The 13111-nt window shown below is 66.1% G+C and carries 12 protein-coding genes; 8 read left to right on the forward strand and 4 right to left on the reverse strand.

Features of this window, described 5'->3' with window-relative positions:
• Nucleotides 1-47: 47 nt before the first annotated feature.
• The 5 genes from FWJ47_RS00585 (at nucleotide 48) to FWJ47_RS00605 (ending at nucleotide 5017) form a co-directional block, all read left to right on the forward strand.
• On the forward strand, nucleotides 48-944 hold the full coding sequence (locus tag FWJ47_RS00585) for an amino acid ABC transporter permease (protein ID WP_147102891.1): 897 nt from the start codon (nucleotides 48-50) through the stop codon (nucleotides 942-944).
• Nucleotides 945-985: 41 nt separating this feature from the next.
• Nucleotides 986-1663, forward strand: a complete 678-nt coding sequence (ehuD, locus tag FWJ47_RS00590) for an ectoine/hydroxyectoine ABC transporter permease subunit EhuD (RefSeq protein WP_147108672.1) — start codon at nucleotides 986-988, stop codon at nucleotides 1661-1663.
• On the forward strand, nucleotides 1647-2468 hold the full coding sequence (ehuA, locus tag FWJ47_RS00595) for an ectoine/hydroxyectoine ABC transporter ATP-binding protein EhuA (RefSeq protein WP_147102893.1): 822 nt from the start codon (nucleotides 1647-1649) through the stop codon (nucleotides 2466-2468). Before ehuD ends, ehuA begins: the two co-directional genes overlap by 17 nt.
• 77 nt (nucleotides 2469-2545) lie before the next feature.
• Nucleotides 2546-3829, forward strand: a complete 1284-nt coding sequence (locus FWJ47_RS00600) for an aspartate kinase (RefSeq protein WP_147102895.1) — start codon at nucleotides 2546-2548, stop codon at nucleotides 3827-3829.
• Between the two features lie 156 nt (nucleotides 3830-3985).
• Nucleotides 3986-5017 carry a hypothetical protein gene (locus FWJ47_RS00605; RefSeq protein WP_147102897.1) on the forward strand — a complete coding sequence of 344 codons (1032 nt, stop codon included), beginning with the start codon at nucleotides 3986-3988 and terminating at the stop codon, nucleotides 5015-5017.
• A gap of 8 nt (nucleotides 5018-5025) precedes the next feature.
• Here FWJ47_RS00605 and FWJ47_RS00610 read toward each other — a convergent pair whose 3' ends face one another.
• Nucleotides 5026-5679: an NADPH-dependent F420 reductase gene (locus tag FWJ47_RS00610; RefSeq protein WP_147102899.1), complete on the reverse strand. Its 654-nt coding sequence runs from the start codon at nucleotides 5677-5679 to the stop codon at nucleotides 5026-5028.
• Nucleotides 5680-5948: 269 nt separating this feature from the next.
• The gene (locus FWJ47_RS00615; RefSeq protein WP_147102901.1) at nucleotides 5949-6581 is read right to left on the reverse strand and encodes a LysE family translocator; all 633 of its coding nucleotides are present in this window, start codon (nucleotides 6579-6581) and stop codon (nucleotides 5949-5951) included.
• Between the two features lie 145 nt (nucleotides 6582-6726).
• Here FWJ47_RS00615 and purS point away from each other — a divergent pair, with 145 nt between their 5' ends.
• From purS to purL, 3 genes are read left to right on the forward strand one after another with little or no spacing between them, the layout of a single operon-like run.
• A complete protein-coding gene (gene purS / locus FWJ47_RS00620) occupies nucleotides 6727-6984 on the forward strand; it encodes a phosphoribosylformylglycinamidine synthase subunit PurS (RefSeq protein WP_147102903.1) in 258 nt (85 codons plus the stop codon).
• Entirely contained in the window at nucleotides 6981-7763 is a 783-nt protein-coding gene (gene purQ / locus FWJ47_RS00625; RefSeq protein ID WP_147102905.1) for a phosphoribosylformylglycinamidine synthase subunit PurQ, read from the forward strand. The genes purS and purQ overlap by 4 nt, the downstream gene beginning before the upstream one ends.
• Entirely contained in the window at nucleotides 7760-10135 is a 2376-nt protein-coding gene (gene purL / locus FWJ47_RS00630) for a phosphoribosylformylglycinamidine synthase subunit PurL (RefSeq protein WP_246126101.1), read from the forward strand. Before purQ ends, purL begins: the two co-directional genes overlap by 4 nt.
• An 11-nt stretch (nucleotides 10136-10146) precedes the next feature.
• On the opposite strand, the gene FWJ47_RS00635 is transcribed toward purL, so the two are convergent.
• On the reverse strand, nucleotides 10147-11100 hold the full coding sequence (locus FWJ47_RS00635) for an L-lactate dehydrogenase (protein ID WP_147102907.1): 954 nt from the start codon (nucleotides 11098-11100) through the stop codon (nucleotides 10147-10149).
• 223 nt (nucleotides 11101-11323) lie between these two features.
• Nucleotides 11324-12949 (reverse strand): alanine/glycine:cation symporter family protein, encoded by a 1626-nt coding sequence (locus FWJ47_RS00640; RefSeq protein ID WP_147102909.1) that lies wholly within the window; start codon nucleotides 12947-12949, stop codon nucleotides 11324-11326.
• Between the last annotated feature and the right edge of the window lie 162 nt (nucleotides 12950-13111).

A 13111-nucleotide genomic window follows, 5' to 3' on the forward strand; every position in this document is an offset into this window, starting at 1 on the left:
GCCGGCCGCAGATCGTCTCACCGAACCTGAACTTCTGAGGGGTGTCCATGGAATTCTTCGAAGACTGGCCCGAGTACTTCGAAGTCGTAGGCAACTGGTCGGACCGCCTGCTCGAGGGGCTGTGGACCACCGTCCAGCTGACCATCTACGGCGGGCTGCTGGCCTTCGTCGTCGCCGTCGTGCTGGGTCTGATCGCAGGCAGCCCGAACGCCTGGCTGCGCGTTCCGGCGCGCATTGTCATCGAGCTGTTCCGCGGCGTCTCCCTGGTGGTGCTGCTGTTCTGGCTGATGTTCGTGCTGCCGCAGATCTGGATGCGCGCCGACGGTCTGCCCTTCGAGGACCTGGTCTACAACACGTTCCTGCTCGGCGTGATCGCCTTGGGCGTCAACTATGGCGCCTACGGCGCCGAGGCGGTCCGAGCGTCCTTGACCACAGTGGCCAAGGGCCAGTGGGAGGCAACGACGGCGCTCTCGATGTCCTGGCCGCACAAGATGCGCCGGGTCATCTTCCCCCAGGCCTGGGCGCTGATGCTCCCGTCTCTGACCAACTTGTGGGTGCACCTGCTCAAGGGCAGCGCGATCGCCTACATCATGCCGTTCGTCAGCGACTTCACCGCCGAGCTGAACCAGCTCCGTCGGCCCACCGACATCTGGTTCTCCCACGCGTTCATCGGCCTGGTGGTCTACTTCTTCCTCGCACTGATCATCACCCTGTTCATGCAGGTGCTCGAGGCGCGAGCCAAGCACAGGCTGGGCCGCGGACCCTCTCTTCGAGAGATCCTCTCCCCCGATCCGAAAACCGCACCCCCGGATGCCGCAGCCCCTGATCCGAAGGACATGACCGGACCGGGCGGAGGGCCCAAGCAGCCGGCGTCGGGGGCCGGCGCCCACCCCTCGAACCCCGGATCCGGCGGCTTTATGGGCACAGGAGGAGGCTACCGATGATTCTCAGCAGCATTCGTGCCGTCGAAGTCGATGACCCCACCATGGTGGATGAGGAGGAGGTCGAGGGCAGCCCGTTCTGGGACTGGGAGTTCGCCTTCGAGGCCTTCCCTGAGATGTTCATGGCGTTCCTGGAGGTCACTGTCCTGGTGACGGTGGTGGGCACTCTGATCGCAGCGGTGCTCGGCCTGGTCATCGCGATCCTCATCATGGTGCTCCCGAGACCATTGGCGTGGGTCGTCCGGTGGGCGGCGAACTTCATCCGGATGACGCCGATTGTGGTCCAGCTGATCTTCGTGTTCTGGGCCTTCCTGTGGATGGAGCCCCTGACTATCGGCATCATTGTCTTCGGCGTGCACTACGCGACCTATATGTCGGAGGTGTACCGGGCCGGAATCGAGTCGGTGCCGAAGGGGCAGTGGGAGGCGACGACGGCACTGTCGATGTCCGCAGTCCGCACCTGGCGCAAGGTGGTCATCCCGCAGGCGCTGCGCTCCACCGTCCCGTCCTTGGGCAACTACGCGATCTCAATGTTCAAGGACACCCCGTTCCTGCTGGTCATCGGCGTGGCCGAGATGGTCACCGTGGCCGGCGAGATCGGCGCCCCGACCTTCCGCTACACCGAGGTGTACACCATTGCCGGGCTGCTGTTCCTGGCCGCCAGCTACCCCACCGCCGTTCTGGTCAACCGATTGGAGAAGCGTCTTGCCTACGCCCACTGAGACCCCCGCCCCCGCTTCGGGAAGCGCCGGAGCGTCCCCGGTCATCGAATTCGTCGACGTCGAGAAGCGCTTCGGCGACAATGTGGTCCTCAAGGACCTCAACTTCTCGGTGGCCCGCGGCGAACGCGTCACCCTGATCGGCCCCTCCGGCTCGGGGAAGACCACCATCCTGCGGCTGGTGATGACCCTGGAGGAGCTCACCGGCGGGTACATCTACGTGGACGGCGAGCCGCTCACCCACGAGAACCGCGACGGCAAACGGACTCCGGTCTCCAAGAAGCAGCAGAAGAAGCTGCGCACCCGCATCGGGATGGTGTTCCAGCAGTTCAACCTCTTCCCGAACATGACGGTGATGGAGAACATCATCGAGGCCCCGGTGCACGTGCTGGGCCGCTCCAAGAAGGAGGCCACTGAGAAGGCGCACCGGCTGCTGGAGCAGGTCGGCCTGCCGGACAAGGCCGACGCCCACCCCACCTCGCTCTCCGGCGGCCAGCAGCAGCGTGTGGCGATCGCCCGCGCGCTGGCCATGGACCCGGAGATCCTGCTGCTGGATGAGGTCACCTCCGCCCTGGACCCCGAGGTGGTCTCTGATGTGCTGAACATCCTGCGCGATGTCGCCGACGCCACCGACGTGACCATGCTGATCGTCACCCACGAGATGGGCTTCGCCCGGGACGTCTCCCACAAGGTGATGATGTTCGACGGCGGGCATGTGGTGGAGGAGGGGCACCCGGAGAAGATCTTCACGAATCCGGAGCACGAGCGCACCCAGCGGTTCCTCTCCGCAGTCCTCGGCGACAACTGAGCGGCCAATAACATGTTCCGGACCGCCGCGCACAGCACCCCGTGGGCATCCGTGCGGAATCGCTAGACTGCAGTGCTATGAGTCTTATCGTTCAGAAATACGGCGGCTCCTCCGTCCAGGACGCGGAGTCCATCAAACGGGTGGCCCGACGGATCGTGGACACCAAGAACGCCGGCCACCAGGTCGTCGTCGTGGTCTCCGCCATGGGCGACACCACCGATGACCTGCTGGACCTTGCCGCGGACATCTCCGAGCAGCCCCCGCTGCGCGAGATGGACATCCTGCTCTCCTCAGGCGAGCGCATGTCCATGGCGCTGCTGGCGATGGCGATCCATGAGCTCGGCGAACCGGCCCAGTCCTTCACCGGATCCCAGGCCGGCATGATCACCGAGCCGCACCACGGCAGGGCCCGCATCATCGAGGTCTCCCCCACTCGCATCAAGGAGTCGGTGGACGCCGGGCACATCAGCATCGTGGCCGGGTTCCAGGGCATGTCCAGGGAGTCCAAGGACATCACCACCATGGGTCGCGGCGGCTCCGACACCACTGCGGTGGCGCTGGCCGCCGCCCTGGACGCAGCCGTATGCGAGATCTACTCCGACGTTGACGGCGTCTTCACCGCCGACCCGCGCGTGGTGAAGTCCGCCCGCAAGCTCGACGTCGTCTCCAGCGAGGACATGCTGGAGATGGCGGCCGCCGGGACCAAGGTGCTGCACCTGCGCAGCGTGGAGTATGCCCGCCGCTTCGGCGTGAAGCTGCACGTGCGCTCCTCCTTCTCCGACACGGAGGGCACCTGGGTCATCCCGGATGAGAAAGACAAAGTCACCCTCAAGGAAGGCGATCCCTTGGAACAGCCCATCATCACCGGCGTCTCCCATGACGCGTCCGAAGGCAAGCTGACCATCACCGGCGTTCCGGACGTGCCGGGCAAGGCCGCGGAGATCTTCAACCACATCGCCGGGGCGGGCATCAACATCGACATGATCGTCCAGGACGTCTCGGTGGAGCATCAGACCACCAACATCTCCTTCACTCTGCCCGGCTCCGACGGCGACAAGGCTCAGCGGATCCTCTTGGAGAACAAAGAGGCCATCGGCTTCCAGGAGCTGAGCTTCGTCCCGCAGGTCGGCAAGGTCTCTCTGGTGGGCGGCGGTATGCGCAACCACCCCGGCGTCTCCGCGAAGTTCTTCACCGCGCTGCGCGACGCCGGCATCAACATCGGCCTGATCTCCACCTCCGAGATCCGCGTCTCGGTCATCACTGACATCGAGCTGCTCGACAAGGCTGTGGCCGCCATCCACACCGCCTTCGGCCTGGACTCGGACGAGGAGGCCAAGGTCTACGCAGGGACCGGGCGCTGAGTCGGAGAGAACCGTGAGCACGACGAAGGGCCGGGAGGTTGTCCTCCCGGCCCTTCGTTTCGGGCGCGATGTGATTGAGCCCCAGCATAGCGAGCAACCAGCCCGCTGTCAGCAACTGGGCCTTTTCTGGACGAACACCGGGCACGAGGGAGGATCATGAGCAAGGTGGGGGACGCAAGTCGCCGACCGGTGCTGTGGGGCATTTCCTGCGCGGGGCTGCTGGTTCTCGGACCGCTCCTCGCCCTGCTGCTGGGATGGCTGTGGTTCATGTTCGGCGACGGCGTGCGCTGGCAGGCCTGGCAGTTGGAGCGTGCCTCAGATGATGACCTCCTCGCGGATGTCGAGGTCACCGTGGAGCGCCGCGGGGACGGCCCCTTCCCTCCCCGGACGATCACTGCCTTCGAAGCGACCGTACATTCGGATGCTGACCTCCATGAGGTGGGAGCGCATATGGAGGAGCTGCAGGAGCGTTATGGCCGCACCCCTGATCTTGAACTGGAGAACGGCACAGAGATCCGAGACCTCGAAAGGCGGGGCACTGCTGGTGAGCTCCCGGCTGAAGGCTGGACCGACGTTCTGTCCCACGCTCACCAGGACCACGTGGATGAGATCTTCATCTTCGGCAGCGACGACGGCAGCACCGGTGTCACACTGCGCAGGCTCACCGATGAGGAGGATGAGTCCGCCCCCAGCTCTGCGGACACGCTCCTGTCCTGGGCCGAGCTGACCGCGCCTGCGGGCGCGGACCGCTTCAGCTTCGGCGTGGAGGGAGGCTATCTGCGGCAGCGAACCGTTCATGAGGATGATGGGACGATGAATTTCGGAGAGAGCAGCCTGCACCCGGACTATGGCATCTTCGTGCTGGACTTCTCCGTGGAGGTCGAATATGCCGAGCTCGCCGTCTCCCTTCTTGAGGCCGCGCAGGAGGAGGATCGCTGGGATGGTGTGCAGGAGTTCGAACTGTCTCTGGGCAGCGACTACGGGAAGCTGAACGTTGCCGCGAATGACGAAGACCAGCGCAGCGGCGTCCCCAGCAGTGAGGTGGAGCCCACGCAGGAGATGATCGAGGCGGCAGAGGACTACGCAGAATTGGCCCAGAGCGCCACGGAGCAGCAGCTGGAGATCCGGATCGGGCTCTTCGACACTCAGCCCAGCAGCCTGATGGCTGAGCACGAGAGTGAGGACTGAGCCTCAGCTTAGGCGTTGGTCAGGACTTTCTGGCACTGGTCGAGCAGCGCCTCCATCTGATCCCGGCTGTGGCGGCCGTTGAAGATGTCGGTGCCGTTCTCAAAGGCCTTGCCGGCGCTGAGGGGGCCCGCGTCCACCGGGTCATAGCCCAGGGTCTCGATCAGTCCTGAGACCAGCTCCTTCGCCTCCGGGTCGTCACCGGCGAGGGCCAGGGCACGACGGTTGGGGTCACCGGCTGGGTGGGAGTCGACCTCCAGGTCTCCGTATCCGATGTGGTTGAGAGTCTTGACCAGACGCACATCGCCGAAGAAGTCGCCGATCACCTCGGAGGTGGAGGCTTCGCCCTCGAACTCGTCCATGAGCCCGTCCACCGGGGCCCAGTAGTTCATGGTGTCGATGACCACGTGGCCCTGGAGCACAGAGGTGTCGACGTCCTTGTACTTGTGCAGCGGCACGGCGGTAATGATGATGTCGGAGCCGCGCAGCTCCTCCTTGTCCACGGCCGTGGCGCCCGGGACGATCACCTCGGTGAGCAGCCTGATCTCCTCGGCTGGCTTGGAGGTCGCGATCTTCACGCTGTGGCCGCCGCGGATCGCCTGCCGGGCCACGGCGGTTCCGACACGGCCGGCGCCGAGGATGCCGATGCTCAGTGCTTCTGCCATTGGGGATCCCCTCCACGGGTAGCTCTTCAAAATTTGAACTGTCTCAGGGCTTACCAACACCCTACGGCCGCTGACTGTTCCCGCCCCAACCTCGGCACCGCTCTCCAACAGATGGCGAATGTGCAAACTGATGCTCTGCTGCGAAGTGTCGAACAGCTCCGCTCAGCAATCAGTGGCAGACCTGCCCTGCCCCCGTGGGGAATAGGCTGCGCGCCGGGTGTGACCAGCGCTCTGCCCCACAGGCTCAACTCATAGAGCCTGAAGGAGCATCACGCGGCTTCGCGGACGGCGTCGGCCGCTACCCGTACGCCCAGTCCCCCGAGAATCACGCCGGTGATCGCATCGAGGCTGCGGCGCACAGCCCGGCGTTCCAGCCAGCCCGTGGCTTTGCGCATCAGCAGCACCGCTGCCAGCAGCAGGGCGGTGCCGATGACGGGCAGGGTCATCGCCCACAGCAGGAGCATTCCGATTCCGGTGTCGGGGGAGATGAACTGCGGCAGCAGCGCCAGATAGAAGAGAAGAACCTGCGGGTTGGTGGCATTGGCGAGAAAGCCCTGGAGGAAGCCCCGACGGGCCGCGGCTCCAGCATCTTGAGCGACTCGTCCATACTCGCCTCCAACTGCCGAGCGCACCGATTGGAAGGCCAGCCACAGCAGGTAGGCCGCACCGACCCACCGGATAACCTGCAGCAGGGTCTGGGACTGGGCAATGAGAATGCCTAACCCGATGGCGACCAGCACCGCCTGCATTGCAGAGGCCGCAAAAACCCCGCCCGCCGCGGCGACTCCACCCCGCCGACCGCCAGTCACCACATTCTTCAGCACCACCGCGGTGTCTGCACCAGGCGTGATGGCGATGACGAGCACCACCGCCAAGAAGCTCATATAGAGACCCCATTCCATCTGACGAGTCTCGCACCATTCATCGCCTCCGGGAACCCTGAGCGGCGGGTAGGATTGACGGGCAAGCTCGCGGAGCGTTCGGTCTCGAGCGTGAGACGGCACTTTCGCGGGCGCTCACCCGTATCCTTCTCACGCAGGAGATTCCATGCCGCGCATTATCGTCGAGGTCATGCCCAAACCCGAGATCCTCGACCCGCAGGGCAAAGCGATCGTCAGCGCTATGCCCCACCTGGGCTTCACCAGCTTCAGCACGGTGCGGCAGGGCAAGCGGTTCGAGCTGGCCGTGGACGGCGAGGTGACCGAGGAGACCCTCGAGTCCGCCCGCAGCGCCGCCGCGGAGATGCTCTCCAACCCGGTCATCGAGGACGTGGTCTCCGTCCGCGTGGAGGAGGATCCCTCTTGAGCTCAGCGGTTCCGCTGATCGGCGACTTCAGCGCCCAGCCCGCCGAGTCCCTGGACGGTGCGCGCATCGGCGTGGTCACCTTTCCCGGCACCCTCGACGACGGCGACGCCGCCCGCGCAGTCCGTCTCGGCGGCGGCACCCCTGTCTCCCTGTGGCACGCCGACCAGTCCCTGCACGGGGTCGACGCCGTGGTGCTGCCCGGCGGCTTCTCCTACGGCGACTACCTGCGCGCCGGGGCCATCGCCCGCTTCGCTCCCGTGATGGAGACCCTCATCAAGGAGGCCGGCGCAGCCGCGACATCGTCGGCCCCTCTGCCGGTGCTGGGCATCTGCAACGGCTTTCAGATCCTCACCGAGGCGCACCTGCTGCCCGGCTCGATGATCAAGAACGACCACCTCAAGTTCATCTGCGCCGAGCAGGCCCTGCGCGTGGAGAACACCCAGACCGCGTGGACCTCCCAGTTCACCCAGGACGAGATCATCGCGATCCCGCTCAAGAACCAGGACGGGCAGTACGTGGCCTCCGCCGAGGAGCTCGAGCGCCTCGAGGGCGAGGGCCGGGTGGTGTTCCGCTACATGGGCGCCAACCCCAACGGCTCCCGCAACAACATCGCCGGCATCAGCAACGAGGCCGGCAACGTGGTGGGGCTGATGCCTCACCCTGAGCACGCCATTGAGGCCGGCTACGGCCCCGACGACGCAACCGGGATGCGCAGCGGCACCGACGGGCTGACCCTGTTCACCTCCGTCATCTCATCCCTGGCAGGAGGATCCCAGTGACTGACCAGAGCGTGAGCGAGCAGACCTTCAACATCGACACCGTCGAGGACGCCGCCTCAAGCCCGGACACCGAGCTTCCCTGGGCCGAGCTGGGCCTGAAGGAGAACGAGTACCGGCGGATCACAGAGATCCTCGGTCGACGCCCGACGGCCGCCGAGCTGGCCATGTACTCCGTCATGTGGTCTGAGCACTGCAGCTACAAGTCCTCCAAGGTGCACCTGCGCCAGTTCGGCGAGAAGGTCACCAAGGAGATGAGGAAGGACCTGATGGTCGGCATCGGCGAGAACGCCGGCGTGACCGACCTGGGCGACGGCTGGGCCGTGACCTTCAAGATCGAGTCCCACAACCACCCCTCCTACGTGGAGCCCTACCAGGGCGCGGCCACCGGCATCGGCGGCATCGTCCGGGACATCATCTCCATGGGCGCCCGGCCCATCGGCGTGATGGACCCGCTGCGCTTCGGCGCCATTGACCACCCAGACACCCAGCGGGTGCTGCCCGGGGTGGTCTCCGGCATCGGCGGCTACGGCAACTCCCTCGGCCTGCCCAATGTGGGCGGCGAGGTCGTCTTCGATGAGGTCTACCAGCAGAATCCGCTGGTCAACGCCCTGGCAGTGGGCGTGATGCGGCACGAGGACCTGCGCCTGGCCAACGCCTCAGGCGTGGGCAACAAGGTGGTGCTCTTCGGTGCCCGCACCGGCGGCGACGGCATCGGCGGCGCCTCCGTGCTGGCCTCCGAATCCTTCGACGACACCAAGCCCTCCAAGCGTCCGGCCGTGCAGGTGGGCGACCCTTTCGCGGAGAAGGTCCTCATCGAGTGCTGCCTGGAGCTGTTCAAGGGCGAGCTGGTGGAGGGCATCCAGGACCTGGGCGCGGCCGGGATCAGCTGCGCCACCAGCGAGCTGGCCTCCAACGGCGACGGCGGCATGCACGTGGAGCTGACCGACGTGCTGCTGCGCGACCCCACCCTGACCCCCGGCGAGATCCTGATGTCTGAGTCCCAGGAACGGATGATGGCCGTGGTCACCCCGGAGAATGCGGACAGGTTCGAGGCAGTGCTGGGCAAATGGGGCGTGGAGCACTCCTGGCTGGGCGAGGTCACCGACACCGGCCGGCTGGTCATTGAGTGGGACGGCGAGACGATCGTCGACGTCGACCCCCGCACTGTGGCCCACGACGGCCCCGTCTATGAGCGGCCATACCATCGTCCCGCCTGGCAGGACGATCTGCAGGCCGACACTTTCCGCTCCTCCGAGGCCTCCGCTGGCCTGCCGGCATCGGCTGAGCAGCTCGGTGAGGCCCTGATGGAGCTGATGTGCCAGCCGAACATGGCTGACGCCTCCTGGATCACTGACCAGTACGACCGGTTCGTCCGCGGCAGCACCGCGCTGTCCCAGCCCGACGACGCCGGTGTGATCCGCGTGGACGAGGAGACCGGCCTGGGCGTGGCCCTGGCCACTGACTGCAACGGCCGCTACGCCTACCTGGACCCCTATACGGGTGCCCAGCTGGCCCTGGCTGAGGCCTACCGCAACGTGGCCACCTCGGGCGCGATCCCGATGGCCGTCTCAGACTGCCTGAACTTCGGCTCCCCGGAGGACCCGGAGGTCATGTGGCAGTTCGCCGAGGCCGTCCGCGGCCTCGCGGACGGCTGCATGGAGCTGGGCATCCCGGTGACCGGCGGCAACGTCAGCCTCTACAACCAGACCGCCGGCCGGGCCATCCACCCGACCCCTGTGGTGGGAGTGATGGGTAAATTCGACGACGTCGGACGACGCACCCCCTCCGGCCATCAGCGCTGGGCGGACGGGCAGGCGATCTATCTGCTGGGCACCACCCGGGACGAGCTGGACGGCTCGGAGTTCGCCCGCATGCGCGGCCACCTGGGGGGCACCCCTCCGCAGGCGGACCTCGCCGCCGAGAAGACTCTGGGCGAGCTGCTGATCAACGCGTCCCGGGACGGGATGATCGACGCCGCCCATGACCTCTCTGAGGGCGGCTTGGCGGCCGGCCTGGCGGAGATGAGCCTGCGCTTCGGCGTCGGCGCCCGGGCGGCGCTCGACGGCGTGTGCGAGCGCGACGGCGTGGACGCGTTCACCGCCCTGTTCAGCGAGTCTCAGGCGCGGGCGGTCGTCGCACTCCCCCGTTCGGAGGAGCTGCGCTTCACCGATATGACCAGCGCTCGCGGCTTCCCCGCAATCCGCCTGGGTGTGGTCGACGCGGAGTCCGGCGGCCTGGAGGTGTCCGGCCCCTTCGCGGGCGGCAGCTTCGGGATCGCCCTGGACGAGCTGAAAGAGGCCTGGAGCAGCGTGCTCCCTGGCCGCTTCGACACCCTGCAGAAGGCTGAGGCTGCCGTCCGCTCGGAGCAGTAGGCAACGCGTCTTCAGAGCCCCAAGGAAGCTTGTGCCTTCTGCAGCGCCTCCGCCGAGGCGTGAAGCCTGGCATACTCGACGCCGTCGAACGGGGTGGACGTGACCGGCCGGGCTCCGCCGGCAGACACGATGCTCGGCACCGAGAGCGCCACGCCCTCCACCCCGAAGGCTCCGTCCAGAACCGTGCTCACCGGAAGCACCGCATGCTGGTCATTCAGCACCGCCTCCACGATCCGGGCGGCGCTGAGGCCGATGGCATAGTTGGTGGCCCCCTTGCCCTCAATCACGCGGTACGCGGCAGTGCGCACATCCTCCGCCACACTCTCCAGCTCCTGCTGGGTGAAGGCCGAGGCGCCGTCACGCTGCCAGTCCAGCAGCGGGGTGGCGCCGATGGTGGCGGTGGACCAGAGCGGGAACTCGGTATCGCCGTGCTCACCGACGATGTGGGCGTGCACGCTCTGCTGCGCGACCCCGGCACGCTCAGCCAACAGCCAGCGCAGCCGGGCGGTGTCGAGCACCGTGCCGGAGGAGAACACCCGATGGCCCGGAAGCCCGGAGATCTGCCGGGCGGCCACGGTGAGCACATCGCAGGGATTGGTGACCAGGATGAGGATCGCATGGGGCGCCGCCTCGAGGATCTTGGGCACCAGGCTGCGCAGAATCTCCACATTGGTAGCAGCCAGATCCAGCCGCGACTGACCGGGGGTCTGCTTAGCCCCAGCAGTGATGACGACCACGTCGCAGCCGGTCAGATGCTTGATGTCAGCTCCGCCGTCGATGTCGCTGGCGCCGGTGAACTGACTGCCGTGGGCGAGGTCCAGCACTTCGGCCTCCGCGCGGGCCGCGTCGATGTCGTAGAGGCGGACGTGGCGGGCAGACCCGCGGATCATGGCGGCGTAGGCGGTGCTGGTGCCCACGCTCCCAGCGCCGACGATTCCCAGCTTGGAGTTCTCGATGGCAACCATGGGCTGATTCTGTCAGCCTGCACCCCGGGGATGAAGAGAGCCAGATCACACCTCAGGCTCAGGCCGGTTCTGCATCCTCACGACGAATGGAGAAGTCAGATGAACGCATGCGATGACCGCTTCCCCCAGACACGCCAATGGGCGGTGAGCTCCTGACTCTTCTCCCCTGGTCGGCCAGGGGGTTCCGGTCAGAGCTCACCGCCCATTGCGGTGGAGGCTGGGGTCAGACGCGGGCGTCGTCGTCCAGCGGGGCCGGGTCCTCCATGAGACGGCCGGCCTTGCGGTCAGCAACGTACTGCTGCACCTCGGCCTTCACCCTCGGAGCCAGGATGACCAGGCCGATCACGTTGATGAAGATGCAGAGGAACAGTGCCGCGTCGGCGAACTCAAGGATGGAGCCGAAGCTGGTCAGGCAGCCCAGCACCACGAAGACCAGCACGATCGCGCGGAAGATGTTGTCCTTCACCGGCGACTTGCCGAAGACATGGCGCCATGCCTGAGTGCCGTAGTAGGCCCAGGTGACGATGGAGGAGAACGCGAACAGCGCCACGCAGAGCAGCAGCACGATCGGGAACCAGCCCATCACGGTGGCGAAGGCGGCCGACGTGTCAGCCACAGTGCCGACCTGCTCACCGTCAGCGTGCAGGTCGGCGAAGGCCGGGTTCTGCATACCGATGATGATCACCAGGGCGGTCATGGTGCAGACCACCACGGTGTCGATGAACGGCTCCAGCGAAGCCACAAAGCCCTCAGAGGCAGGGCGGCGAGTCTTCGCCGCAGAGTGGGCGATCGGAGCGGAGCCGATGCCGGCCTCGTTGGAGAACGCCGCACGCTGAGCACCCATGATGATCACACCAAGGATGCCGCCTGCGATGCCCTCAGGGTTGAACGCACCGGAGATGATGATGCCGAATGCGTCAGGCACCTCAGTGATGTTCACCAGGATGACGATCAGAGCGCCGACCACGTAGATGATGGCCATGGCAGGCACGAGCTTGGAGGTCACGCTGCCGATGGACTTGATGCCGCCGATGATCACCAGGCCCACCAGGAACGCGAAGATGATGCCGAAGATGAACGCGCCTGCGGTGGAGTTGAAGAAGTCCTCAAGAGCGGTGCCGCTGAAGTACTGGGTGGAGACCGCCTGGGCCTGAGACATCGTCTGGTTGGTCTGGTACATGCCGCCGCCGCCGACGCCGAAGGCGATGATCGCGAAGGCGAAGACACCGGTGATGACAGCGACCAGGGGCTGCGGCAGCCTGCCGAAGGCGATCTTCAGGTACTGGAAGGGTCCGCCGTGGACCACACCGTCCTCGTCGATGTAGCGGTACTTCACACCGAGGGTGGCCTCCACGAATTTGGTGGCCATGCCGCACAGACCGATCAGGATCATCCAGAAGGTGGCACCAGGTCCGCCCATGGAGATCGCCGCGGCGACACCGGCGATGTTTCCGAGTCCGACGGTGGCGGACAGTGCAGAGGTCAGTGCCTGGAAGTGGCTGACCTCACCGGGGTCATCAGCCCGGGAGTACTTGCCGCGGACCACCTCGAGGGCGGTCTTGAAGCCGGTGAACTGCACACCCTTGAAATAGATGGTGAAGCCGATCGCGGCGATCACGGACCACAGGACGACCAGCAGGATGCTCTGGCCGTCATACTCGGGGCCCCAGAAAATGATGCTTCCGAACCAGTCGGCGACCACGCCGAAGTTGCTGTCAATCTGGCAGGCGACGTCGTCGAGGAACGTCTCCCGCACTGCCGGGTCACACGATTCCGGGTCAGTCTCAGGGTCGAAGCCGGCTCCGTTGGCCGCTTCAGCCTCTTCCGCAAGGAGTACTCCTGCGCTCATAGTGTTCTCATCCCCTCGGATGTTGGTGGGCGAGGTGCAGCTGGAGGGGGTTCCCCCCAGCGTTGCGCCAAACGCTACCCAAACAGCTGTTTCGACCGCGTTAAGAAAAAGACAAACTCCAGGTCACCCTCATGGGCGGCCCTGGAGCCTCTCTCAGCGGCG

It is taken from the genome of Nesterenkonia populi, from assembly GCF_007994735.1.
In the GTDB taxonomy this organism is placed as follows: Bacteria; Actinomycetota; Actinomycetes; order Actinomycetales; family Micrococcaceae; genus Nesterenkonia; species Nesterenkonia populi.